The following is a 25,039-nucleotide window of genomic DNA, read 5'->3' as shown; positions in this document are numbered from 1 at the left end:
CACGAAGTTCAGTTCCCGTCCGACAGGAACGCTCCGACATTCGTGGGAGAACAGCGGAATGTGATTTTTTCACATCAGCGAAAGCGAGGAAAGCCTATGTCTGCAATCAACGCTGTCACCCCTGGTCGTACGCACGAGCATCTGTTGTTCATCGCGCACCATGCCCTCGTCCGATTCAGTCACATCGGTGCGACACCCGGCGCATGGATGACGGAGCCGCCCGAGCCGTCCCCGTCGTCCCCGGTCGCATTCGCCGGCCTCATCGATCTCGTTCGATCGACAGCGGCCGAAGACAGCGGCGAGATCTGCGAAGAATGCAAGACGCTCAACCGCGGCGGCGCCCGCTACTGCAAGGGCTGCGAACACAAGCTGCCTGCGTACTACGCCTCTGCCAGCGCGCGCGCGCCGATGGTGCTCAGGCATCGCCGCGAGCGGACGGACAACCGCGCCCTGGCGTGGGACCCGGCGGCGGTGTGGGTGGTGCTGAGCTCGCTGGTGTTGATTACGGCCTTCATTCCGGTGAGGTGAGGTGCGCTGCCCGGTCGCGCCGGGCCCGCAGACATCGCCCGGCGACGAGGGCAGCGGGTTGAAGCCGTCGCCCGGCGGTGCCGACTTCGTCAGGTAGCAGCAAGCCGGTCGCTGCGAAGATGCAGGCGCAGGCCGCAATGGCGCTGCCGCCCGGGGTCATGGATCGATGCAACGGCATGACATTCCTCCTGGGGTCGAGGACCGATTTCGCCGCCGTTGCGCCGCCTGCAACGCAGTGCGCCGGGGGAGATCGGCAATGCTTGCTTCGGATCAGGGGCGCAAATTTTGGCACTCGCCAGGGGTCGCTGCCATCGCCTGATACGTAGTTTCACGAACAGTCGCCGTCAGATTCCGCTCAGTTAAGCGGCAAGAACATCGAAGCATCCGGGAATCCTCACCGGATGGAGACAAGTTCCGCGCCGGCCGCCGCCGCAACCGCGGGATTCGATGACCCCAACCTGATCGTGCTTACATGAATAGAAATCTTGTCAGAGGCTTGTTCCTCATGGCGATCGCACTGGCCTTCGGCCTGACTGCGCTTCGCTACCCCATTGGAGAACTCAGTCACGCGGGGCCCGGCTTCTTCCCCGCAATGGTCAGCGGCATGCTGCTGGTGGTTGGCGTGGCGACGGTGGTGCGCTCGTTCTTCGTCGAGAAAGTGCACCTGCCGCTTTACTTCCGCAACATCGTGATCGTTCTCGGGAGCCTCTGCGGCTTCGCGGTGGTGTCGATGTTCGTGAACATGATCGTGGGCATCATCTTCATGGTGTTCGTGTCGACCCTCGCCGGCACGTCCTACTCGTGGTGGCGCAACGTCAAGATTTCCGCCGGCCTGATCGCGATGGCTCTGGCCCTTCAATACCTGCTCGGCCTGAACCTGCCGCTGTTCTGATCATGGAAGCACTACATAACCTGGCGTTCGGTTTCGAGCACGCCCTCACACTCCACAACCTGATGTACTGCGCCATCGGGTGCACCGTCGGCACGCTGGTCGGCCTGCTGCCGGGCCTCGGGCCGCTGGCGACCATCAGCCTGCTGCTGCCGCTGACGTACTCGATCCCGACCACGGGCGCGCTGATCATGCTGGCAGGTATCTACTACGGCGCGCAATACGGCGACAGCGTCAGCGCGATCACGATGAAGATCCCGCACGCGAGCAGTATCGTGGCCTGTATCGATGGCTACCAGATGACGCTCAAGGGCAAGACCGGGGTGGCGCTGTTCACCGCGGGCTTTTCGAGCTTCATCGGCGGCTCGGTCGCGATCATCGTGCTGACCTTCCTCGCGCCCGTGCTGGGCGAGGTGGCCTTCCTCTTCGGCCCGGCCGACTATGTCGCGATGATGCTCGTCGGCTTCGTCTGCGTGAGCTTCGTGACCACCGGCAGCCTGCTCAACGGCCTGGCGATGTGCATGATCGGCGTGCTGCTCGGCTGCATCGGCACCGACGTGAACAGCGGCGCGCAGCGCTTCACCATGGACCTGCCCTTCCTCGTGGACGGCGTGGGCGTCGTGAGCATCGCGCTCGGCTGCTTCGGTATCGCCGAAATCACGAAGAACCTCGACGCGCGCGAAGAGCGTTCGCCTTTCAACGGCAAGATCAACCTGATCCCGACCTGGGACGAGTTCAAGCGAATCTGGCCGAGCGCCCTGCGCGGCAGCGCCATCGGCTCCTTCCTGGGCATCCTGCCCGGCGGCGGCCCGACCATCGCGCAGTTCGCGGCGTATGCGATCGACAAGAAGGTCAGCAAGTACAAGGACGAGATCGGCACCGGCTGCATCGAAGGCGTGGCCGGCCAGGCCGCGGCCGACGAAGCCGCCGCGCGCACCAGCTTCATTCCGCTGATGAGCATCGGCATTCCCGAGAACGCGGTGATGGCGCTGATGCTGGCCGCCTTCATCATCAAGGGCATCCAGCCGGGCCCGAACATGATCGCGAGCCACCCCGAACTCTTCTGGGGCCTGGTGGCGTCGATGTGGGTCGGCAACGTGTTCCTGCTGGTGCTGAACGTGCCGCTGGTCCGCTACTGGCTGTCGGTCTTCAAGATCCCGTACAACGTGCTGTTCCCCTGCATCCTGTTCTTCTGCTGCATCGGTACGTACAGCGTGAACAACAACCTGGAAGACGTCTTCATCACCGCCGCCTTCGGCCTGATGGGTTACATCTTCATGCGCCTCGAACTCGATGCCGCGCCGCTGATGCTGGGCTTCATCCTCGGCCCGATGCTCGAAGAGAACTTCCGCCGCGCGATGCTTCTGAGCCGCGGAAGCTTCGGCGTGTTCGTCCAGCGTCCGATCAGCGGCACGCTGCTGGCGTTGATTGCCGCATTCATCGTCTGGCAGGTGACCGTGTTCGTTCTGCAGCAGCGCAAGAAGGGCAAGGGCGTCGTTCCGGAATCGACCCACGCGATGGAACCGCAGGAATAAGCGAAGGCGTCATGTTTGAAGTCAGCGACGAGGTTCGCCGCGTTGCCAGGGAAGAACTGATGCAAGGGCCGCCGGCGGCGGCCCTTCGGCGTCTTGCGCAACGCTTCGGCCTCCAGCGGACCAACCTGGCATGGGTTGCCGCTGAAGTCTTCGACAACATGTTCGTCCCCGACCTTCAGGCTATCTGGCGATGGGACCTGGAAGGCCGGGGCGATGGCTATTCCGATGCCGAGCTGGACGCGATGCTGGCGCACCTGAGAATGGACCTGCCGCGCCCCCGTGTGCTCGACACCCTTCCGGGCGATCGCCAAGACGCGCCGGACCTGATGAAGCCCGGCACGTCGCGTTGACGCGTCAGACGCCGAGGACTTCCTCGAGCACCTCGGGCGAGGCCAGTAGATCGGCCGACGCCCCGTGCCGCACGATGCGGCCCTTCTCCATCACCACCGCCTGATCGGTGTGCGCGAGCACCTTGCGCCAGTCCCGGTCGACGATCAGCGTGGCGATGCCGGTGGCGCGGATGTCGCCGATCACGCGCCAGATCTCCATGACGATCAGCGGCGCGAGGCCTTCGGTCGCTTCGTCGAGGATCATCAGGCGCGGGTTGGTCATCAGCGCGCGGCCGATCGAGAGCATCTGCTGCTCGCCGCCCGACAGCTGCTGTCCGCCGTGCGAGAGCCGCTCGGTGAGGCGCGGGAAGGTCGCCATCACGCGGTCGAAGGTCCAGTCGCGCCGGCCGTCGATGCCGGCGCGCGCGGTCATCACGAGGTTCTCGCGCACGGAAAGGTTCGGGAAGATGCCGCGTCCCTCGGGCACGTAGCCGATGCCGCGGCGGGCCATCTTCTCGGGCGTCCAGCCGGTGACGTTCTGCCCGTCGAGCAGTACCTGTCCCGAAGCGGGACGCACATAGCCCATCACCGAGCGGATCAGCGTGGTCTTGCCCATGCCGTTGCGGCCGAGCAGGCCGACCGAAGTGGCGGTGGGGATCTCGACGTCGGCGCCGCGCAGGATGTGGCTGTCGCCGTAGTAGGTGTTGAGGCCCTGGACTTTCAGCATGTCAGTGGTCCTCCCCGAGATAGGCGATCCGCACCTCGGGGTTCTGGCGGATCGAGGCGGGATCGCCCGTGGCGATCACCGTGCCGTTCACCATCACCGTGATGCGGTCGGCAATGCGGAAGACCGCATCCATGTCGTGCTCCACGAGCAGGATCGCGTGCGACTGCTTGAGCCGGTCGAGCAGGGCGAGCATGCGCTCGGTCTCTTCCGCGCCCATGCCGGCGAGGGGCTCGTCGAGCAGGAGCACGCGCGGCTTGGTCGCGAGGCACATCGCGACTTCGAGCTGGCGCTTGGCGCCGTGGCTCAGCGTGCCCGCGATGCGGTCGGCCACGGCGTCGAGGCCGGCCGCGGTGAGCGCTTCGTGCGCGGCGGCATTGCTCTCGGCGCAGTCCTTCGACGACTGCCAGATGGCCCACGGCTTCGGCGTCGCGGCCTGCGCGGCGAGGCGGCAGTTTTCCAGCACGGTGAATTCCGGAAAGATCGTCGTGCGCTGGTAGCTGCGGCCCACGCCGGCCAGCGCGCGGCGGAACTGCGCGCGGCCGGTGATGTCCTCGCCGTCGAGCGAGATGCGCCCTTCGGACGCGCCGATCTCGCCCGAGAGCATGTTGATCAGCGTGGACTTGCCGGCGCCGTTGGTGCCGATCACCGCATGCACTTCGCCGCGACGAAGATCGAGCGTGACGGCATTGACCGCGACCAGCCCGCCGAAGCGGCGCGTCAGCGATTCGACTGCGAGCAAGGTGGTCATGCCGCACCTCTCGGAGAAATGCGTGCTGCGATGCCGATGATGCCCTTGGGCAGCAGCGCGACGAAGGCAATGATGGCCAGGCCCAATGTGAGCTGCCAATGATCCGCGAGCGGCCCGACGATGGCGTGCGTCGAGAGCAATTCCTTCAGCAGGGTGAACGCGACCGCGCCGATCACCGCGCCGCGCAGATGGCCGAGGCCGCCGAGAATGATCATCAGCAGCACCTCGCCCGAGTTGTGCCACGCGAGCAGCTCGGGGTTGACCACGCCGTCACGCGAGGCCAGCAGGAACCCTGCGAGCCCGGCCAGCGCACCGGCGATCACGAAGGCCGCGAGCTTGTAGCCATACACCGCAAAGCCCGCCGCGCGCATGCGCTGTTCGTTCACGCGGATGCCCGCGAGCGCGGCGCCGAAGCGCGAGCGGCGGATGAGCGCCAGCAGCGCGTAGGTGAACACCAGCGAAGCCAGCACGAAGTAGAACTGCACGCGGCTGCTCTCCAGGTCGAGCGCGCCGAGGGTGGGGCGGATGTACATGTAGATGCCGTCGCTTCCACCGCCGAGCGCGGTGTCGTGGAACACGAAGAAGGCCATCTGCGCGAACGCCAGCGTGACCATGATGAAGTACACGCCGCGCGTGCGCAGGCTCAGTGCGCCGACGACCAGCGCATACGCCGCCGCGCAACCCATCGCGAGCGGCAGCAGCAGCGCGATCGAGCCGCCTTCCTTGCCCGAGCCGAGCACCGTCGCATAGGCGCCGATGCCATAGAACGCGGCATGGCCGAGGCTCACGAGACCGGTCATGCCCACGAGGAGTTCGAGGCTCAGCGCGAAGATCGAGAGGATCATCACCTTCACCACGAGGTCGGACATGTAGGGGCTCAGCGTCGGGCCGAGCACGGCCAGCAGCAACGCGCAGGCCAGCGGGATGAAGAACGAAGCGCGCTGCATGCTCAGAGCCTTTTTCCCATGAGTCCTTCGGGACGCCAGATGAGCACGATCGCCATCAGCACGTACACGCCCATGCCGCTGAGTTCTGCGAAGAACACCTTGCCGAAGGTGTCGACGAAGCCGACGAGCAATGAGGCGACGAGCGCACCGGTGATCGAGCCGATGCCGCCGATCACCACCACCACGAAGCAGATGATCAGCACGCTCGCGCCCATGCCGGGATAGACGGAGGACATCGGCGCCGCGATCATTCCGGCCAGCGCCGCGAGCGCCACGCCCGCAGCGAACACGATGCGATACAGCCGGCGGATGTCGATGCCCAACCCGCGAACCATGTCGCGGTTGCTCGCCCCGGCGCGGATCATCATCCCGAGCCGGGTGCGATTGACCACGTAATAGAGCGCCACCGCCAGCACCACGCATGCCGCCGAGGCGAAGAGGCGATACCACGGATAGCTCATGAGATCGCCGAGCGCGAAGCTGCCGTCGAGCCACGCGGGCACCTTCACGCCGTGCACGTCGTTGCCCACCAGCAGCGAGCGAAGCTCCTCGAAGACGAGGATCAGCCCGTAGGTCATCAGCACCTGCTGCAGGTGGTCGCGCTGGTAGAGATAGCTGAAGAAGGCCCACTCCAGCACGTAGCCGAAGATCGCCGCGAGCGCCACGCCCGCGGCCAGCATCACGATGAACTGGTCACCGAACAGCGGCGCGAGCGCGAACGCCATGTAGGCGCCGATCATGTAGAAGCTGCCGTGGGCGAGATTGATCACGCCCATGATCCCGAAGATCAGTGTCAGCCCCGACGCCACCAGGAACAGCAGCAGGCCGTACTGCACGGAGTTCAGGCACTGAACCAGAAAGGTACCGAAATCCATGCGGCGGCTCTTCTCAGCGATTGATCAGAGCTTGCAGCCGCGAGCGGGGTCAGAGAGATTCTTGACCGCGATGTTCACCAGCTTGTTCTCGTTGCCTTCCACCTTGCGCAGGTAGATGTCCTGCACCGGGTTGTGCGCCTTGTTCATCGTGAAGGCGCCGCGCGGGCTGTCGATCCTGGCCTTCTCGATCGCGCCGGCGAATTCGGCCTTCTTCGAGATGTCGCCCTTCACCGCCGTGAGGCCGATACCGAGGATCTGCGCCGCGTCATAGCCCTGCACCGCGTACACATCGGGCTGCAGCTTGAAGCTCTTGGCATAGGCGGTGCGGAAGCTGGTGTCGCGCGGCGTGTTCAGGCCGTCGGCGTAGTGCAGCGTGGTCTGCATGCCCTGCGCGGCATCGCCTTGTGCCTCGAGCGTGCCGTCGGTCAGGAAGCCGGGGCCGACGAGCGGGATGGTCTTGTTCAGGCCCGCCGCCGCGTAGTCCTTGACGAACTTGACCGCGCCGCCGCCCGCGAAGAAGGCATACACCACATCGGGCTTGGCCGCGGCGATCTCGGTCAGGAGCGCCTGGAACTCCACGTTCGGGAACGGCACCGTGAGCATCTTCTCGACCTTGCCGCCGGCCTTCTCGAAGCCTTCCTTGAAGCCCGCCACCGACTCGTCGCCGGCTGCGTACTTCCAGGTGATCGTCATCGCCTTCTTCTTGCCCTGCTTGCCGGCGACTTCGCCCATCGCGTAGGCCGGCTGCCAGTTCGAGAACGAGCTGCGGAAGATGTTCTGCGCGCACATCGGGCCGGTCACCGCGTCGGCGCCGGCATTGGGCACGATCAGCACGGTGCCGCTTTCCTTGGCGGCCTTGGCCATCGCCATCGCGACGCCGGAGTGCACGGTGCCGATGATCACGTCGATGTTGTCGCGCTTGATCAGCTTGTTGACGTTGTCAGTGGCCTTGGCCGGATCGGACTCGTCGTCGACCTTCACGTACTCGATCTCGCGGCCCCCGAGCTTGCCGCCTTGTTCCTCGACGCGGAGCCTGAAGCCGTTCTCGATCGCAACGCCGAGCGCTGCATACGTGCCGCTGAAAGGAAGCATCAGGCCCACCTTCAGTTTGCCTGTCTGGGCGTGCCCCAGCGTGGCCATACAGGCCAGCGTGAGTGCTGTCAGCGTGGTGCGTGCGATGCGGGTGCTCATGGAAGACTCCTTCGTTGATTAAAGTTGGCGACCGGGGAGGCCTTGCGCGAGATCCAGGGACACCCGCAGATTGCTACAGGCGGCAATACTTTACTGGTAAATTATTTAGCTCTCAATTGAGAGTTTTCCCTGAGACCCTGCGAGTGGCTCCTCACGAACGAAACGGTCGCCACTATCGCCGTTTCGGGCTGATCGCGATGCGGGGAATGCCCGCAGTCCGCGATCTCCAGCAGCTGCGTTTGCGGCACACGCAAGGCGATGTCGCGGATCTGGCGCAATGTGCCGTATTCGTCATCGATGCCTTGCATGGCAAGAACCGGGCAGCAAATCGTGCCGAGCTCGTTCTCGATGTTCCATTGCTTGAACGGCGGGTGCAGCCAGATACGGTTCCAGCCCCAGAAGGCGGAGTCGACGTCGTCGTGGTAGCGGCCGAGCTTCTTCGGCATGTCGGTCTCGAGGTAGGCCTTGCGGGCGAGCTCGATGTTCGCGACCGTCACGTCCTCGACGAAGATGTGCGGCGCAAGCACCACCAGCCCGGCCACGCGATCCGGAAAGCGCGCGGCGTAGAGCAGCGAGATCGAGCCGCCGTCGCTGTGCCCGAAGAGCCAGGGCTTCTCCTCGATGCCCAGCGCCGCGAAGAAGGCGGGCAGCACCTCGTGCGCCTGGCGGTGCATGAAGTCGACGTCCCACACCTCGTCGACCTCGCGTGGCGTCGAGCGCCCATAGGCGGGCCGCGAGAACACCAGCCCGCGAAAGCCGCCGGCCTCGCACAGCTTCTCGGGGAAGTCCTTCCACATCGCGATCGAGCCCAGCCCTTCGTGCAGGAAGACGACGAGCGGTGCGTCGGTGCGTTCCGGCGCGATGTGCACATATTCGACGCGCACATCCCGGCCCCGCCATTGGATGGCGGCGAATTGGGATTCGGCGCTCATGGTTTCGCCGCCGGGCCGCCCCAAGGCGAAACGCGCCCCCTCGGGGGGCAGAGAAGACACGAAGTGCTGAACGTGGGGGTCATGCTCTTTCTCTTTCGCGCAGGCGGAAGCGCTGGATCTTGCCGGTCGCGGTCTTCGGCAGTTCGTCGACGAACTCGATGAAGCGCGGGTACTTGTACGGCGCGAGCCGTTCCTTCACGAAGGCCTTCAGCTCGTCCTCGCTCACGCTCTGGCCTTCCTTGCGCACCACGAAAGCCTTGGTCTTCGTGAGGCCATCGGCGTCCTGCTTGCCGATCACCGCGGTCTCCAGCACGGCGGGGTGCTGCATCAGCGTGGCCTCGACCTCGAAGGGCGAGACGTAGATGCCGCTGACCTTGAGCATGTCGTCGCTGCGTCCCGCGTAGGTGTAGTAGCCCTCGGCGTCGCGCGAATACTTGTCGCCGCTCTTGGTCCAGCCTTCGTGGAAGGTCTCGGCGGTCTTCTCGGGATTGCCCCAGTACATGACGGCGGCGCTCGGGCCCTTGATATAGAGGTCGCCGACTTCACCGACCGGCACCGGCTTGCCGTCCTCGCCACGCAGCTCGATCTCGTAGCCTTCCACCGGCCGCCCGGTGGTGCCGTAGCGGATGTCGCCGGGGCGGTTGGAGAGGAAGATGTGCAGCATCTCGGTCGAGCCGATGCCGTCGACGATCTCGCAGCCGAAGTGATGCTTGAAGCGCTGCGCGATCTCGCCCGGCAGCGCTTCGCCGGCCGACGAGCACATGCGCAGCGCCACCGCTTCACGCGCCGGCAGATGGGGCGATGCGAGCATGCCCGCGAAGCCGGTCGGTGCGCCGAAGAACACCGTCGGCTTGTGCGCGCCGGTCCAGCGCTTGAAGGTGGCGTCGGGCGTGGGCCGCTCGGCCATCAGCAGCACCGTCGCACCCACCGACAGCGGGAAGGTCAGCGCATTGCCGAGCCCGTACGCGAAGTACATCTTGGCGGCGGAGAAGCAGATGTCGTTCTCCGTCAGGCCCAGCACCGGCTTGCCGTACAGCTCGGCGGTCCACCACGGATTCGCGTGCGTGTGCACCGTGCCCTTGGGCCTGCCGGTGGAGCCCGACGAGTAGAGCCAGAAGGCATGGTCCTGCGGCGTGGTGGCGGCGGGCGCCGCGAGCGGCTGCTGCGCAGCGATCGCCGAATCGAGATTGCGCGCGTTGTCGGGCAGCGCCGCGGTGGGCTGCGAAACGAACAGCTTGCGCACGTGGTTCGAGCCTTTGGCCATGGCCTCCTGCAGCACCGGCAGCAGCGCGCCCGAGACGAGCGCCGCCGTCGCGCCGCTGTGCTCGAGCATGTAGGCGTAGTCGTCCGCCGTGAGCAGCGTGTTCACCGCGACCGGCACCACGCCCGCATAGAGGCTGCCGAGAAAGCACACCGGCCAGTCGCTGGTGTCGAGCATCAAGAGCAGCACGCGGTCTCCGCGTTGCACGCCGTCGGCGAGCAGGGCGGCGGCGAGGCGGCGGGCGCGGTCTTCGAGCTGGCCGTAGCCCAGCGCGCCGCGGTCGTCCACATAGGCGGCCTTCTGTGCGCGACCGCGATTGAGCGCGAACAGGTGCTCGGCGAAGTTGAAGGTATCGGGCAGGCTCATCGTTATGTCTCCTTGGATTCGTTCGGGCCGCGAGGGGCCCGCTAGGTCTGGGGCAGTCCGAGCTGCGCGAGCACCCCGGGGCTGGCCTGCACCGCGCTCTTGCGGTGATAGAAGTCCAGCGCGCGCAGGCCGCCGAGCTCCGCACCGCCGCCCGCACGGCCGGGGCCGCCGTGCAGCGACATCGGCATCACATTGCCGTGGCCGGTGTGGGCCTGGGCCACGTCGGGCGTGATGACGTGGACGCGGCCGTGGCTTGCGGCGAGCTGCGCGGCCGCCCGGCCGAGCGCCGCTTCGTCCGCGCCGTAGAGCGATGTGACGAGCGAACCCTGGCCGCGATGCGCGAGTGCGATCGCGTGGTCGAGATCGCGGTACGGCAGCAGCGTCGCCACCGGGCCGAACACTTCGATGTCGTGCACGCGATGGGCCGCATCCGCATCGCGTGCGCCGAGCAGCACGGGACCGATGCAGGCGGCGACGGTGGGATCGGCATCGACCAGCGCCTGCGCGCTGCCGTCGTGCAGCACGCCGGCCTGTGTCTTGAGCGCATCGAGCCCTTGGCGCACCGCATTCAGCTGCGCGCGGCTGACCAGCGAGCCCATGCGCACCGTCTCGTTGCGCGGGTTGCCGACCGTGATGCCGGCGAGCTTCGCGCCGATCGCTTCGGCTGCGGCGTCGTAGAGCGAGGCCGGCACGAGGATGCGACGGATCGCGGTGCACTTCTGGCCCGACTTGACCGTCATCTCGCGCACCACTTCGCGCACGAGCAGGTTGAAGGCGTCGGAGCCGGGCGCCGCATCCGGCAGCAATAGCGCGGAGTTCAGGCTGTCCGCCTCGATGTTCACGCGCACCGAGCGCTGCGCCACCGCGGGATGCGAGCGGATCACCGCGCCGGTGTCGGCCGAGCCGGTGAACGACACCACGTCGAAGCTTTCGAGCTGGTCCATCAGTCCGGCGGAGCTGCCGCAGATCACCGACAGTGCGCCTGCGGGCAGCACGCCGGCCTCGACCACGCCCTGCACCATGCGCTGCGTGAGCCAGGCGGTGGCGGTCGCGGGCTTGACGATCACCGGCACGCCCGAGAGCAGGGCGGGCGCGGCTTTTCCCACAGCCCCCACGAGGGGAAGTTGAAGGCGTTGATGAACAGCGCCACGCCGCGCGTCGGCACCTGCAGATGCTGCGACAGGAAGACCGGTTCCTTGCCGAGCTTCACCGCGTCGCCGTCGCGCAGCGCGCGCACGTCGCCGAGCGCATCGCCCCACTTGGCGTACTGGCCGATGGTGAAGATCGCGCCGTCGATGTCGACGGCCGAATCGTTCTTCACCGTGCCCGAGTTCGCGGTGGCGATCTCGTAATAGCTGTCGCGGTTCGCCTGCAGCACCTTCACGATCGCGGCGAGCAACCCGGCGCGCTGGCGGTAGGTCAGCGCGCGCAGCGCCGCGCCGCCGGTTTCACGCGCAAAGCGGAAGGCCCCGGGCAGATCGAGTCCGGTCGCATCGACGCGGACCAGTTCGGTGCCGAGCACCGGATCGAACAGCGGCGTTCCGGCGCCGGTGCCGGCCTGCCAGCGGCCGGCGACGTAGTTGGAAAGAAGCTCGGTCATCTCTTTACTTGGTGAACTGGATTTGCCCCTCGGGCAGCAGGTAGAGGACCAGGGCGCGGCCTTGCGCCACGGTCGGGAAGTGCGCGCTGCCCGGCGGATAGACGCACCAGCCTGCCGGCCGGCCATCAAAGGTCGCGCCACCTTCGAGCGGCATGATCAAATCGATCTCGCCGCCCGGATGCGTGTGATGCGGCCCGGCGATGTCGCGCATGTCGACCACGTCGACCGAAAAGCGGCTGAGCGCGTCCTCGGCCTTGAACACCCGTCCGTAGCGGATGCCGCCGCCCTCGCGCTCGCACAGCCAGCCTTCGGCGACGCCGCCGATGCAGGCCTGCTTCAGCGCTTCATAGGTGGGGCTGCCCGCGCCGTGGTGGGTGTTGAGCCAGCGGTCGAGGTCGTCATCGAGCGGCCGACCGGCAATCTGGGTCGCCACATCGGCGACGAGTTGATGAAAGGCTTGCTTGGACATGGGGGGCGCCTCGTGGTTTCGTGGGACAAACCGCCTTGCGGCAATCGCCGGTGTGCAGTATCTTGCCTGTATGCGAACCATAAGCACCCACCATCCGGGTGTCAAGCAATATAGTGCATGAATGGGTGTTAACCCCGAGATCCACCCATCCGAAGACAGTGAAAGAACTTCATGAATGAGCGAGCCGACGAAGCGGTCCTGACCGCCGACACCGAGGCGTCCGTGCCGGTCGAAGAGGCCAAGAACCCGCTGCTGGTGGCGCTCGGCGACCGCGTTCGCAACCTGCGCGCGCGCCGGGGGCTCACGCGCAAGGCGGTGGCGCAGGCGGCCAATGTGTCGGAGCGCCATCTCGCCAACCTCGAATACGGCATCGGCAACGCCTCGATCCTGGTGCTGCAGCAGGTGGCCGGCGCGCTGCAGTGCTCGCTGGCCGAACTGGTCGGCGACGTGACCACCACCTCGCCCGAATGGCTACTGATCCGCGAGCTGCTGGAGCATCGCGGCGAAGCCGACCTGCGCCGCGCCCGCATCGCGCTCGGCGAGCTGCTCGGCACCGCCGCGGGCGACCCGGCGCGGCGCCGCCGCATCGCGCTCGTGGGCCTGCGGGGGCGGGCAAGTCGACGCTCGGGCAGATGCTGGCGGATGACCTCGACGTGCCTTTCATCGAGCTGAGCCGGGAGATCGAGAAATTCGCCGGCTGCAGCGTGCGCGAGATCCACGACCTCTACGGCACCAACGCCTACCGGCGCTACGAGCGCCGCGCGCTCGAGGAAACCATCCAGATCTACAGCGAGGTGGTGATCGCCACGCCGGGCGGCATCGTGTCCGACCCGGCCACCTTCAACCAGCTTCTCGCGCACTGCACCACCGTCTGGCTGCAGGCGGCACCCGAGGAGCACATGGGCCGCGTCGCCGCGCAGGGCGACACCCGGCCGATGGCCGCCAGCAAGGAGGCCATGGACGACCTGCGCCGCATCCTCGCCGGCCGCGCCGCCTTCTATTCGAAGGCCGACCTGACCATCGACACCAGCGGGCACGGCCTCGCCGAGAGCTTCCAGCTCCTGCGCAATGCCGTGCGCGAAACCATGCACCACGAAGGCTGAACCGCCTCCGGCCATCCACTGCCTGTAAAAAATTCATTCCAGGGTTGACGCGCCCCGAAACATGCAGCATGATGCATGTCCATGCGATAGACGAATGCACTATTGTTCCTTGATGCCCCCGAACCCCTAGGAGACCGACATGGCCGAAACCGCCGCTCACCCCGCCCGCGTGGACTACCGCACCGACCCCACGCAGTACCGCCACTGGAACCTGAGCGTCGAAGGCTCGGTCGCCCGCCTGTCGCTCGACATCGCGGAAGACGGCGGCATCCGCCCCGGCTACAAGCTCAAGCTCAACAGCTACGACCTGGGCGTGGACATCGAGCTGCATGACGCCCTGAACCGCGTGCGCTTCGAACATCCGGAAGTGCGCTCGGTCATCGTCACCAGCGCCAAGGACCGGATCTTCTGTTCGGGCGCCAACATCTTCATGCTCGGCGTGTCGAGCCACGCCTGGAAGGTGAACTTCTGCAAGTTCACCAACGAGACCCGCAACGGCATCGAGGACTCGTCGAAGCACTCGGGCCTGAAGTTCGTCGCCGCGGTCAACGGCGCCTGTGCCGGCGGCGGTTACGAGCTCGCGCTGGCCTGCGACGAGATCATCCTGGTCGACGATCGCTCTTCGTCCGTCTCGCTGCCCGAAGTGCCGCTGCTCGGCGTGCTGCCCGGCACCGGCGGCCTGACCCGCGTCACCGACAAGCGCCATGTGCGCCATGACCTCGCCGACATCTTCTGCACCAGCGTCGAAGGCGTGCGCGGCCAGCGTGCGGTGGACTGGCGCCTGGTCGATGCGATCGCCAAGCCCGCGCAGTTCGGCGCCGCGGTGCAGGAACGCGCCGCCAAGCTCGGCGAAGGCAGCCACCGTCCAGCTAACGGCAAGGGCGTGCAACTCACCCGCGTCGAGCGCGAGGACGGCCCCGACAGCCTGCACTACGACTACGTGACCGTCGAGATCGACCGCGCCCGCCGCACCGCGACCTTCACCGTCAAGGCGCCGAAGACCGCGCAACCCACCGACATCGCCGGCATCGAAGCCGCGGGCACCGCGTGGTGGCCGCTCGCGATGGCCCGCCAGCTCGACGACGCCATCCTCTGCATGCGCACCAACGAACTCGACATCGGCACCTGGCTGCTCAAGACCGAGGGCGATGCGAAGGCAGTGCTGGCCAGCGACGCCACCGTGCTCGCCAACAAGGACCACTGGCTGGTGCGCGAAACCATCGGCCTGCTGCGCCGCACGCTCGCGCGTCTGGATGTTTCCTCGCGCAGCCTGTTCGCGCTGATCGAATCGGGCTCGTGCTTCGCCGGCACGCTGGCCGAACTGGCCTTCGCGGCCGACCGCGCCTACATGCTCGCGCTGCCCGACGACGCCGACAAGGCGCCGAAGCTCACGCTCAACGAATTCAACTTCGGCTTCTTCCCGCTGGTGAACGACCAGTCGCGCCTGCAGCGCCGCTTCTATGAAGAGTCCGCGCCGCTCGAGGCCGCTCGCGCCGCCGCCGGCAAGGCGCTCGACGCCGACGAGGCGCTCGAGCTCGGCCTCGTGACCATGGCGCCCGACGACATCGACTGGGACGACGAGATCCGCATCGCGATCGAAGAGCGCGTCGCCATGTCGCCCGATGCGTTGACCGGCCTCGAAGCCAACCTGCGCTTCGCGAGCAAGGAAAACATGGCCACCCGCATCTTCGGCCGGCTCACCGCCTGGCAGAACTGGATCTTCAACCGCCCGAACGCCGTCGGCGAGAAGGGTGCGCTGAAGGTCTATGGCACCGGCCAAAAAGCCGGCTTCGACATGAACCGCGTCTGATCATTGGTCCCACGAACACTCAAGGAAACAAATCATGAGCACGATCAACTACAGCGAGAAGATTCCGAACAACGTCAACCTGAGCGAAGACCGCACCCTGCAGCGCGCGCTCGAGAGCTGGCAGCCGAACTTCATCCACTGGTGGGACGACGTCGGGCCCGAGGGCTCGACCAACTTCGACGTGTACCTGCGCACCGCCGTGAGCGTCGATCCGAACGGCTGGGCGCAGTTCGGCCACGTGAAGATGCGTGACTACCGCTGGGGCATCTTCCTGAACCCGGGCGACGCGAGCCGCGAGATCCACTTCGGCGACCACAAGGGCGAGAAGGCCCGGCAGGACGTGCCCGGCGAGCACCGCGCCAACCTGCGCCGCATCATCGTCACGCAGGGCGACACCGAGCCGGCGTCGGTCGAGCAGCAGCGCCACCTGGGCCTCACCTGCCCGAGCCAGTACGACCTGCGCAACCTGTTCCAGGTCAACGTCGAGGAAGGCCGCCACCTGTGGGCCATGGTCTACCTGCTGCACAAGTACTTCGGCCGCGACGGCCGCGAAGAAGCCGAGGCCCTGCTTCAGCGCCAGTCCGGCGACCAGGACAACCCGCGCATCCTCGGCGCCTTCAACGAGAAGACGCCCGACTGGCTTGCGTTCTTCATGTTCACCTACTTCACCGATCGTGACGGCAAGTTCCAGCTTTCCGCGCTGGCCGAAAGCGCCTTCGATCCGCTGTCGCGCACGACCAAGTTCATGCTGACGGAGGAAGCGCACCACATGTTCGTCGGCGAAAGCGGCGTCTCGCGCGTGCTGCAGCGCACCGCGCAGGTCATGAACGACCTCAAGACGGACGACCCGAAGAAGGTCCGCGAGGCCGGCGCGATCGACCTCGGCACCATCCAGCGCTACCTGAACTTCCACTACAGCGTGACTATCGACCTCTTCGGCGCCGACCAGTCGAGCAACGCCGCCATCTTCTACAGCTCCGGCCTCAAGGGCCGCTACGAAGAAGGCAAGCGCACCGACGACCATGTGCTCAAGGGCCAGACCTACAAGGTGCTCGAAGTGCAGAACGGCCAGCTCGTCGAGAAGGAAGTGCCGATGCTCAACGCGCTCAACGAAGTGCTGCGCGACGACTTCATCAAGGACTCGATGGCCGGCGTCGCCCGCTGGAACAAGGTGCTCGAGAAGGCCGGCATCCCGACCCGTCTCACCGTGCCGCACAAGGCCTTCAACCGCCAGATCGGCGCGCTCGCCGGCATCAAGATGTCGCCCGAGGGCCGCGTGGTGAGCGAAGCCGAATGGAACGCCAGGAAGAGCGAATGGCTGCCGACGCCCGAAGACTTCGCTTTCGTGGCATCGTTGATGGGCCGCGTGGTCGAACCGGGCAAGTTCGCCAACTGGATCGCGCCGCCGGTCATGGGCATCAACCGCCAGCCGGTCGATTTCGAGTACGTTCGCTTCGGCTGAGAATGTGAAGGTCGCGGACGGGGAACCCCGTCCGCGACGAGACAAGGAGACCCACGATGGACATGGCCGTTGACGTGAAGGTGATCAGGCAGCACCTGATCGATCCTGAAATCTGCATCCGTTGCAACACCTGCGAGGCGACCTGTCCTGTCAACGCCATCACGCACGACGATCGCAACTACGTCGTCCGTGCCGACGTGTGCAACAGCTGCATGGCCTGCATCTCGCCGTGCCCGACCGGTTCGATCGACAACTGGCGCACCATGCCCGCCGCGCGCGCCTATTCGATCGAAGAGCAGTTCACCTGGGACGAACTGCCCGCCGAGCTCACGCCCGAGCAGCTCGAGGCCGAAGGCCTCGGCGCGGCCGATGAAGTGCAGCTGCAGGCGGCGGCAGCCGCAGTGCCGCAGCCTGCCGTCGCACCCGGCGAAGTGGCTTTCGACTCCGCGCAGTACGGCGCGACCATGCCGCCGTGGTCGGCCGCGCATGCGTACACCAACCTCTATCCGCCGAAGGCCCTGACCACCGCGACGGTGGTCGGCAACTTCAATTGCACCGAAGCGGGCTACGAGAACGAGACCCACCACATCGTGCTCGATTTCGGCGGCATGCCGTTCCCGGTGCTCGAAGGCCAGTCGATCGCGATCATCCCGCCCGGCGTCGATGCCAAGGGCAAGCCGCATTTCGCGCGGCAGTACTCGATCGCGAGCCCGCGCAACGGCGAGCGGCCCGGCTACAACAACGTCTCGCTCACGGTGAAGCGCGTGCTGCAGGACCACCAGGGCAACCCGGTGCGCGGCGTGTGCAGCAACTACGTGTGCGACCTCAAGGTCGGCGACAAGGTGCAGGTCATCGGGCCCTTCGGCAATTCCTTCCTGATGCCGAACCATCCGAAGTCGCACATCGTGATGATCTGCACCGGCACCGGCAGCGCACCGATGCGTGCGATGACCGAGTGGCGCCGGCGCCTGCGAAAGAGCGGCAAGTTCGAAGGCGGCAAGCTGATGCTGTTCTTCGGCGCGCGCACGCAGCAGGAGCTGCCCTACTTCGGCCCGCTGCAGACGCTGCCCAAGGACTTCATCGACATCAATTTCGCGTTCTCGCGCACGCCGGGGCAGCCCAAGCGCTACGTGCAGGATGCGATGCGCGACCGCAAGGCCGACCTCGCCGAGCTGCTGAAGGACGGCCAGAGCCACTTCTACGTGTGCGGCCTCAAGAGCATGGAAGAAGGCGTGGTGCTCGCGCTGCGCGACGTCGCGACCGAAGCCGGGCTCGACTGGGACACTATCGGCGCCGCCCTCAAGCGCGAAGGGCGTTTTCACCTCGAGACGTACTGAAAAAATGAAGCCCGCCCCAAGGCTCGCGTACCCCATTGGTGGGCTGCCGTGGAACCGGCTTTGCCGGGCCAGGGGCAGCGCCCCCGGTAGGGGGTTGGCGAAGCGACACGAAGTGCGCGCAGCCTGGGGGCGAGCTTGATCTTCGCTGAGTTCCACGAGGGGCAGGTCATAGAGGCCGGGCCTTACCTCGTGACCGAGGCCGAGCTGCTCCAGTTCGCGAAGGCCTACGACCCGCAGTGGTTCCACACCGACGCGGCGCTCGCGGCCGAAGGGCCGTTCGGTGGCCTCATCGCGAGCGGCTGGCATACGGCGGCGATCGCGATGCGCCTCGTCGCCGATGCGGCGCTCGCGGGTTCCGAATCCTTCGCGTCGCCGGGGCTGCAGTACCTCAAGTGGCCCCATCCGGTGCGGCCCGGCGACAGCCTGCGGCTCGTCGCCGAGGTGGTCGAGGTGCGCCGTTCCGAAAAGCGCCCGACCATCGGCATCCTGCGCTGGCGCTGGCAGCTCTTCAACCAGCGCGAGCTGCCGGTGCTCGATCTGGAAGCGACCAGTCTGTTCAGGCTCGGCGAGGCACGCTGAGCGCCCGCGGCGGCGTCAGGGTTTGCGCGCAGCGACCAGCACGGCGGGCATCGGCACCTCGTAGCCGCCTTCCGCTCTGCAGAGTTCCAGCGCGTCGAGGATCGCATCGTCGATCGCGTCGAGCACCTCGGCGCGTTGCCGCTGCAGCGTGCCGCGCGTGCGCACCGTGCCGGTCTTCACCGCGAGCAGGATCTGCTCGCCCGAGGCCGCGCGCCAGCTCTGCGGCAGGCGCGTCACCATGCAATCGGCAAAGCCGGCCTCGGCCAGCGCCTTCTCGCTCGTCGAAGCGTCCGCGAACTGGAACATGGCCGGCCCGGCCGGCAGGCCGACCTCCAGCGAGCCGAGCGTGGCGATCGCCTCCAGCACCGCGCCGAAGAGCCGCGCCTGCTGCGGCACCTCCCACACCGTGAACGCGAGCCACCCGCCGGGCTTGAGCACGCGGAAGGCTTCGCGGAAGAACTGCGGCGGCTCGGGGAAGTGCAGCACCCCGTAGTTCGACACGATCGCATCGAAGTGCTCGGCCTCGAACGGCAGGCTACCGGCATCGGCCTCGACGAAGCTCGCAGCCGGATAGCGCCGCGCGGCGAGCCGCACCTGCTCGGCCGAGAAATCGATCCCGACGACCTCGGCCCCGCGCGCGAGCGCCGCACCGGCCGCATAGCCGGCGCCGCAGGCCGCGTCGAGCACCACGCTCCCCCTGGCCACCTGCGCAGCATCGAGTAGCGGCGCGATCGATTGCGTCGTCAGCCCGGAGAGGAGATCGTCGTAGCTTGCGCACACCGTCGGGTCCGTCCAGCCGGCGTGCTCGAAATCGCGAAAGGCGTCGGTCATGCGGTTCCCCCTTGGAGAGCGGCTGGGCCGCACGATGGTGCGCGGGCGTCCAGGGCGTGTCAATCGCGTGGCCCTCCGGCTAAAGTAGTCCGCTTTGCACCGCGAGGAGTCGCGCATGAAGAAGCCGGAAACGACCGAGGGCCCGCCACCATCGCAGCTGATCGACGAGAAGATCGCCGCGCTCGGCGACTGGCGCGGCGAGACCCTGGCCCACATGCGCAAGCTCATCAGGGAGGCGGATCCGGAGGTCGTCGAAACCTGGAAGTGGATGGGGACGCCGGTCTGGGAGCACGGCGGAATCATCTGCACCGGTGAGTCGTACAAGTCGGTCGTGAAGCTGACCTTCGCCAAGGGCGCGTCGCTGGACGATCCGGCGAAGCTCTTCAATTCGAGCCTGGACGGCAATGTCCGCCGCGCGATCGACATCCGCGAAGGCGAAAAGGTCGATGCCGGCGCGTTCAAGGCGCTCATCCGTGCGGCAATGGCACTCAACACCGCCGCGAAAGCGAAGCCGAAGCGGGCGAAGTAGCAGCCAGGCGCCGAGCGGCTCTCGCGCCGCTCAGGGTTCCTTGCCGGCCTTCAGCGGGTAGCCCGCTTCGCGCCACGCCTTCATGCCGCCGTCGAGCGCCACTGCGCGCACAAAGCCCATCGAGCGCAGCGTCGCGGCCGCGAGGGTGGAGATGTAGCCCAGCTCGCAGCAGGCGAGGATGCGGCGCGTCGGGTCCGGCAGGTCCTGGTTCACGCGCAGTTCGAGCTGCCCGCGCGGCAGCAGGCGCGCGCCGGGGATGTGGCCCCCTTCGTACGCATCGCGCTCGCGCACGTCGAGCACGATGAGATCGTCTTCGTGCGTTTCCACACGCGACTTCAGCTCGGCGAGCGACATGAACGGCACCGCCGCGGTCGCCTCGGCGAGCAGGCTCGCCACCGTCTTGCCGCCGCTCATGTTCGTGCGCAGCGCCTCGGTGATGTGCGTGGGCATCGTGAGGTTCAGGTTGCGCATCATTTCGACGAACTCGGCGCGGTCGCGCTTCTGCAGGCGCGGGTTGGTCGCGATCTCGTCGCCGATGGTCGAGTGGCTGCGGCCCTTGTAGTCGTGCGCCGGGTAGACCTTGAGCGCGGGGTCGAGCTTGAGCACCTTGTTGAACAGGCTGTCGTAGAGCTGCTCGGGATCGCCGCTCGGCAGGTCGGTGCGGCCGGTCGCGCCGATGAGCAATGTGTCGCCGGTGAAGATCTTGTCCTCCACCAGCAGGCACATCGAATCGGCGGTGTGCCCCGGCGTGTGGATCGCCTGCAGCCGGAGCTTGCCGAGCACCACCATCTCGCCGTCGCCGATGCGCATGTCGACGAACGGGGCGGGGCTGGCGCGGTGCATCACCACCGGCACGCCCAGCCGCCGCGCGAGCTCGCGCGTCGCGGAGAAGTGATCGGCATGCGTGTGCGTGTCGATCAGGTAGCGGATGCGGACCCCGTCGCGCGCGGTGAGCGCGATGTAGTGGTCGATCTGGCTCAGCTCCGGATCGATCAGCGCGGCCACGCAGCCCTGGTCGCACCCGACCAGGTACGACTGGCAGCCGCCGGTGGCGATCTGCTCGAAGAGCATCAGCCGGGCTGCTTGACCACGCGCAGGTAGGGCTTCGGGGCCTTCCAGCCGCCGGGGAAGAGCTTCTTCGCGTCGTCGTCGGAAACCGAGCCCGCGATGATCACGTCATCGCCCTGCTTCCAGTTGACCGGCGTGGCGACCTTGTGCGCGGCGGTGAGCTGCATCGAGTCGAGCACGCGCAGGATCTCGTCGAAGTTGCGGCCGGTGGTCATCGGGTAGGTGAGCATCAGCTTGATCCTCTTGTCCGGGCCGATGATGAAGACCGAGCGCACGGTGGCGTTGGTCGCCGCCGTGCGGCCTTCGGCACTGCCGGGCTCTTCGGCCGGCAGCATGTTGTAGAGCTTGGCGACGTTCAGGTCGGTGTCTCCGATCATCGGGTACTTGGGCAGGTAGCCCTGCGTTTCCTCGATGTCCTTGGCCCACTTGTCGTGGGCGTCCACCGGATCGACGCTCAGGCCGATCAGCTTCGCGTTGCGCTTGGTGAACTCGGGCTCGATCTTGGCCATGTAGCCCAGCTCGGTGGTGCACACCGGCGTGAAGTCCTTGGGATGCGAGAAGAGGATCGCCCACTTGTCGCCGATCCAGTCGTGGAACTTGATCGGACCCTGTGTGGTGTTGGCCGTGAAATCGGGCGCGACATCGTTGATACGCAGTGACATATCCGCTCCTTCAGGTTGATGGTGGTGAATGCCGGCACCCCGCGCCCCATCGGCAGCGGTGCGGAGGAATCCAAAAGTACACCACTTTCCGATGACGCAGGCAAGGCGCCCAACCCCTGCCGTGGCGCATCTCCTTTGCGCTTTCCCGCATTGAAGAGAAGGCCGCCCGCGCGCTAGGCTCCAAAGGTGAACACGATCGCCAAGACACCCGCCCCCTTCATCCCCCAGATCCGTCTCTACCAGGATTGGCTCCGCGACAAGCGCGGCCTGTCCTTCGATTCGTACGACGCGCTGTGGCGCTGGTCGACCACCGACCTGCCCGCGTTCTGGCAGAGCATCTGGGACTTCTTCGGCATGCAGTCGCCCACGCCGCACAGCAGCGTCGTCGGCGACGTGCACATGCCCGGCACGCGGTGGTTCCCGGGTGCGCAGGTCAACTACGCGCGCGAAGTCTTCCGCCATGCCGACGCGGCACACGCGGCCGGCATGCTGGCGGTCGTGAGCGAAAACGAACTCGGCGAGGTGCGTGAAATCTCGTGGCCCGAACTGCGGCGCCAGGTGGCCTCCGTGGCGCTCGAGCTTCGCGAACTCGGCGTGCGGCGCGGCGATCGCGTGGCGGCCTACATGCCCAACGTGCCCGAGACGCTCGTCGCCTTTCTCGCCTGTTCGAGCATCGGCGCCGTGTGGAGCGTGTGCGCGCCCGACATGGGCACCGCGGCCGTGGTCGACCGCTTTCGCCAGATCGAGCCCAAGGTGCTGATCGCGGTCGATGGCATCCACTACGGCGGCAAGCCGATCGACCGCGGTGCGGTGGTGCAGGAACTGCGCGCCGCATTGCCCAGCGTGCAGAAGCTCCTGCTGGTGCGCACGCCTTTCGCCGCCGCGCGCATCGAGGCCGAAGCGGAGTGGAAGGACGCCGTCTCGCAGGACGATGCCGAAACCGCCGCCTTCGAGCCCGAGTGGCTGCCCTTCGACCATCCGATCTGGATCGTCTATTCGAGCGGCACCACCGGCCTGCCCAAGCCCATCGTGCACGGGCAGGGCGGCATCCTGCTCAATCTGTATGCCTGCGGGCTGCACCATGACCTCGGCCCCAGCTACAGCGCCAACAACTTCGGCGAGCGCTACCACTGGTACAGCTCCACCGGCTGGGTCATGTGGAACTCGCAGCTCTCCGGGCTGGTCTTCGGCGCGACCATCTGCATCTACGACGGCAATCCCGCCGGCAGCCGCGAGAAGCCCGACTGGGGCGTGCTCTGGCGCTTCGTCGCGCGGCACAAGGTCACCTTCTTCGGCGCCGGCGCGGCCTACTTCGCCAACTGCATGAAGGCCGGGCTCGTCGCGAAGGACTGCGGCGACCTTTCGCGCGTGCGCGCGCTCGGCAGCACCGGCTCGCCGTTGTCCGAGGAGGTGCAGCGCTGGGGCACGGCCCAACTGCAGGCAGCGCGCGCCGCAGCTTCCTCTAAAGGGGAGGGCCGCCGCGCACGGCCGCCCGAAGCGGCCGGCCCGCCCCCGGTCGGGGGTGGGCGAAGCGACACGCAGTGCGCGCAGCCTGGGGGCGAGCAACAAGTCTGGTGGTACAACATTTCGGGGGGCACCGACTTCTGCGGCGCCTTCGTCGGCGGCAATCGCGAATTGCCCGAAGTGCCGGGCCAGATGCAATGCCGCTTCCTCGGCGCCGCGGTCGAGGCATGGAACGAGGATGGCAAGCCCGTGATCGGCGAAGTCGGTGAACTCGTCTGCACAAAGCCCATCCCGTCGATGCCGCTCTACTTCTGGGGCGACGAAGGCAATGCGCGTTATCTGTCGAGCTACTTCGACACCTACCCCGGCGTCTGGCGCCACGGCGACTGGATACGGATCGGCGAGGACGGCGGCTGCATCATCTACGGCCGCAGCGACGCCACCATCAACCGCCAGGGCCTGCGCATGGGCACCAGCGAGATCTACAGCGCGGTCGAAGGGCTGCCCGAAGTGCTCGACTCGATGGTGGTCGATCTCGAATACCTGGGCCGCGAAAGCTACATGCCGCTTTTCGTCGTGCTGCGCCAGGACGTGACGCTCGACGACGCGATGCGCGCAAAGATCGAGAACGCGATCAAGACCTCGCTCTCGCCGCGCTTCGTGCCCAACGAGATCCTGCAGGTCGCCGAGATCCCGCGCACGCTCTCCGGCAAGAAGCAGGAGCTGCCGATCAAGAAGCTCCTGCTTGGCCAGCCGATCGAGAGGGTGGTCAACCGTGAGGCGATGGCCAATCCCGGCTGCCTCGACTGGTACGTCGCCTTCGCGGCACGGCATGCCCAGGCGCAGGCGCAGAATCGGGGCGCATGAACAAGCGCGCCGCTCTCCAATCGATCCTTGCCGCTGCCAGCCTGCTGATGCTGGCGGCCTGCACGACGACGCCATCGACACCGCCCCAGCCCGAGCCGCTGCGCGTGGCCGGCACCGTCGCATACCGCGAGCGGATCGCGCTCGATCCCGCCGCCGAGATCGTGGTGCAGCTGCTCGATGTCTCGCGCATGGACGCACCCGCCGCCGTGCTCGCCGAACAGCGCATCCGCGCCTAAGGCAGGCAGGTGCCCATCGCGTTCGAGCTCAGCGTGGACCCGGCGCGCATCGATCCGCGCATGCGCTACAACGTCTCTGCGCGCATCCTCGACAAGGACGGGCAGCTGCTTTTCATCACCGACCGGGCGTACCCGGTGCTCACCTACCGCGAAGGCAACACCGCGAGCCTGATGCTCACGCGGGTCGATCGCTGAATCCGTCTCGGCAGGGCTCTACAGCCACTTGCCGTCCGCAGGCATCTGGATGCGCGTTTCCGGCGAACCGCCGTCGATCGTGGCGCTGATGAAGAAGCTCAGGATCGAGATGAAGATGCTCGCGAACAGCGCCGTCCAGAAGCCCGACACCTTGAAGCCGCGCACCAGCGCGGAGACCAGCAGGATCATCAGCGCGTTGATCACCAGCAGGAAGAGCCCGAAGGTCAGCACGGTCAGCGGCAGCGTGAGGATGATCAGCAGCGGCCGCACGATCGCGTTCGCGAAGCCCAGCAGCAGCGCCGCGATGATGATCGAGCCCGCGCCTTCGAACTGGATTCCCTTGAAGAGGTAGCTGGCCACCCACAGCGACAGTGCGGTGATCGCCCAGGTGATGAAGAACGAAGGGAGGTAGTCGGGCATGTCGGTCTTTTCGGCGTTGGGATGACCGGCCGATCATATCGGCGCAGCCCCGGGAACCGGGCGCTCCCGATTCAAACAT

General features: G+C 66.8%; 22 protein-coding genes and 3 pseudogenes. 12 read left to right on the top strand and 13 right to left on the bottom strand.

Features of this window, described 5'->3' with window-relative positions; genetic code table 11:
* Positions 1-96 precede the first annotated feature (96 nt).
* From ACQ858_RS21710 to ACQ858_RS21695, 4 genes are all read left to right on the top strand, one after another.
* Positions 97-528, top strand: a complete 432-nt coding sequence (locus ACQ858_RS21710) for a hypothetical protein (RefSeq protein ID WP_431274591.1) — start codon at positions 97-99, stop codon at positions 526-528.
* Positions 529-1,033: 505 nt separating this feature from the next.
* A complete protein-coding gene (locus ACQ858_RS21705) occupies positions 1,034-1,420 on the top strand; it encodes a tripartite tricarboxylate transporter TctB family protein (RefSeq protein WP_431274590.1) in 387 nt (128 codons plus the stop codon).
* Positions 1,421-1,422: 2 nt separating this feature from the next.
* A complete protein-coding gene (locus ACQ858_RS21700; RefSeq protein WP_431274589.1) occupies positions 1,423-2,952 on the top strand; it encodes a tripartite tricarboxylate transporter permease in 1,530 nt (509 codons plus the stop codon).
* A gap of 11 nt (positions 2,953-2,963) precedes the next feature.
* Positions 2,964-3,302 carry a hypothetical protein gene (locus tag ACQ858_RS21695; protein ID WP_431274588.1) on the top strand — a complete coding sequence of 113 codons (339 nt, stop codon included), beginning with the start codon at positions 2,964-2,966 and terminating at the stop codon, positions 3,300-3,302.
* Positions 3,303-3,306: 4 nt separating this feature from the next.
* On the opposite strand, the gene ACQ858_RS21690 is transcribed toward ACQ858_RS21695, so the two are convergent.
* From ACQ858_RS21690 to ACQ858_RS21650, 9 genes and pseudogenes are all read right to left on the bottom strand, one after another.
* Complete coding sequence (locus ACQ858_RS21690; protein ID WP_431274587.1) at positions 3,307-4,008, bottom strand: ABC transporter ATP-binding protein; 702 nt, start codon at positions 4,006-4,008, stop codon at positions 3,307-3,309.
* A gap of 1 nt (position 4,009) precedes the next feature.
* Entirely contained in the window at positions 4,010-4,756 is a 747-nt protein-coding gene (locus ACQ858_RS21685; RefSeq protein ID WP_431274586.1) for an ABC transporter ATP-binding protein, read from the bottom strand.
* Complete coding sequence (locus ACQ858_RS21680; protein ID WP_431274585.1) at positions 4,753-5,703, bottom strand: branched-chain amino acid ABC transporter permease; 951 nt, start codon at positions 5,701-5,703, stop codon at positions 4,753-4,755. The genes ACQ858_RS21685 and ACQ858_RS21680 overlap by 4 nt, the downstream gene beginning before the upstream one ends.
* Before the next feature lie 2 nt (positions 5,704-5,705).
* Entirely contained in the window at positions 5,706-6,578 is an 873-nt protein-coding gene (locus ACQ858_RS21675) for a branched-chain amino acid ABC transporter permease (protein ID WP_431274584.1), read from the bottom strand.
* A gap of 24 nt (positions 6,579-6,602) precedes the next feature.
* On the bottom strand, positions 6,603-7,769 hold the full coding sequence (locus ACQ858_RS21670; protein WP_431274583.1) for an ABC transporter substrate-binding protein: 1,167 nt from the start codon (positions 7,767-7,769) through the stop codon (positions 6,603-6,605).
* A 101-nt stretch (positions 7,770-7,870) separates the two neighbouring features.
* Positions 7,871-8,701, bottom strand: a complete 831-nt coding sequence (locus ACQ858_RS21665) for an alpha/beta fold hydrolase (protein ID WP_431274582.1) — start codon at positions 8,699-8,701, stop codon at positions 7,871-7,873.
* Positions 8,702-8,780: 79 nt separating this feature from the next.
* Positions 8,781-10,328, bottom strand: a complete 1,548-nt coding sequence (locus ACQ858_RS21660) for a benzoate-CoA ligase family protein (RefSeq protein WP_431274581.1) — start codon at positions 10,326-10,328, stop codon at positions 8,781-8,783.
* A gap of 41 nt (positions 10,329-10,369) precedes the next feature.
* Positions 10,370-11,928: pseudogene (locus ACQ858_RS21655) on the bottom strand (3,4-dehydroadipyl-CoA semialdehyde dehydrogenase).
* A gap of 4 nt (positions 11,929-11,932) precedes the next feature.
* Complete coding sequence (locus tag ACQ858_RS21650; protein ID WP_431274580.1) at positions 11,933-12,397, bottom strand: DUF4863 family protein; 465 nt, start codon at positions 12,395-12,397, stop codon at positions 11,933-11,935.
* 171 nt (positions 12,398-12,568) lie between these two features.
* Here ACQ858_RS21650 and ACQ858_RS21645 point away from each other — a divergent pair.
* The 5 genes and pseudogenes from ACQ858_RS21645 (at position 12,569) to ACQ858_RS21625 (ending at position 18,688) form a co-directional block, all read left to right on the top strand.
* Positions 12,569-13,500 (top strand): annotated as a pseudogene (locus ACQ858_RS21645) (helix-turn-helix transcriptional regulator).
* Positions 13,501-13,639: 139 nt separating this feature from the next.
* Positions 13,640-15,310: a 2,3-epoxybenzoyl-CoA dihydrolase gene (boxC, locus tag ACQ858_RS21640; RefSeq protein ID WP_431274579.1), complete on the top strand. Its 1,671-nt coding sequence runs from the start codon at positions 13,640-13,642 to the stop codon at positions 15,308-15,310.
* Between the two features lie 34 nt (positions 15,311-15,344).
* On the top strand, positions 15,345-16,772 hold the full coding sequence (gene boxB, locus ACQ858_RS21635) for a benzoyl-CoA 2,3-epoxidase subunit BoxB (protein ID WP_431274578.1): 1,428 nt from the start codon (positions 15,345-15,347) through the stop codon (positions 16,770-16,772).
* Positions 16,773-16,828: 56 nt separating this feature from the next.
* On the top strand, positions 16,829-18,109 hold the full coding sequence (boxA, locus tag ACQ858_RS21630) for a benzoyl-CoA 2,3-epoxidase subunit BoxA (protein WP_431274577.1): 1,281 nt from the start codon (positions 16,829-16,831) through the stop codon (positions 18,107-18,109).
* Positions 18,110-18,244: 135 nt separating this feature from the next.
* On the top strand, positions 18,245-18,688 hold the full coding sequence (locus ACQ858_RS21625; RefSeq protein ID WP_431274576.1) for a MaoC family dehydratase: 444 nt from the start codon (positions 18,245-18,247) through the stop codon (positions 18,686-18,688).
* Between the two features lie 15 nt (positions 18,689-18,703).
* Here the strand turns inward: ACQ858_RS21625 and ACQ858_RS21620 are convergent, their stop codons facing one another.
* Complete coding sequence (locus ACQ858_RS21620; RefSeq protein ID WP_431274575.1) at positions 18,704-19,519, bottom strand: class I SAM-dependent methyltransferase; 816 nt, start codon at positions 19,517-19,519, stop codon at positions 18,704-18,706.
* A gap of 115 nt (positions 19,520-19,634) precedes the next feature.
* Between ACQ858_RS21620 and ACQ858_RS21615 the strand changes: the two genes are divergently transcribed.
* On the top strand, positions 19,635-20,048 hold the full coding sequence (locus ACQ858_RS21615) for a DUF1801 domain-containing protein (protein ID WP_431274574.1): 414 nt from the start codon (positions 19,635-19,637) through the stop codon (positions 20,046-20,048).
* 30 nt (positions 20,049-20,078) lie between these two features.
* On the opposite strand, the gene ACQ858_RS21610 is transcribed toward ACQ858_RS21615, so the two are convergent.
* Positions 20,079-21,119 carry an MBL fold metallo-hydrolase gene (locus tag ACQ858_RS21610; protein WP_431274573.1) on the bottom strand — a complete coding sequence of 347 codons (1,041 nt, stop codon included), beginning with the start codon at positions 21,117-21,119 and terminating at the stop codon, positions 20,079-20,081.
* Entirely contained in the window at positions 21,119-21,778 is a 660-nt protein-coding gene (locus ACQ858_RS21605; protein WP_431274572.1) for a peroxiredoxin, read from the bottom strand. Before ACQ858_RS21605 ends, ACQ858_RS21610 begins: the two co-directional genes overlap by 1 nt.
* Positions 21,779-21,964: 186 nt before the next feature.
* On the opposite strand from ACQ858_RS21605, the gene ACQ858_RS21600 reads away from it, so the two are divergent.
* Positions 21,965-24,109: an acetoacetate--CoA ligase gene (locus tag ACQ858_RS21600; protein ID WP_431274571.1), complete on the top strand. Its 2,145-nt coding sequence runs from the start codon at positions 21,965-21,967 to the stop codon at positions 24,107-24,109.
* Positions 24,106-24,540: pseudogene (locus tag ACQ858_RS21595) on the top strand (YbaY family lipoprotein). Before ACQ858_RS21600 ends, ACQ858_RS21595 begins: the two are co-directional and overlap by 4 nt.
* A gap of 18 nt (positions 24,541-24,558) precedes the next feature.
* Here the strand turns inward: ACQ858_RS21595 and ACQ858_RS21590 are convergent.
* A complete protein-coding gene (locus ACQ858_RS21590; protein WP_431274570.1) occupies positions 24,559-24,960 on the bottom strand; it encodes a phage holin family protein in 402 nt (133 codons plus the stop codon).
* Positions 24,961-25,039 lie beyond the last annotated feature (79 nt).

The sequence above is a fragment of the Variovorax ureilyticus genome, assembly GCF_050632185.1.
In the GTDB taxonomy this organism is placed as follows: domain Bacteria; phylum Pseudomonadota; class Gammaproteobacteria; order Burkholderiales; family Burkholderiaceae_C; genus Variovorax; species Variovorax ureilyticus_A.
This window is presented reverse-complemented; position numbering and strand designations above follow the sequence as displayed.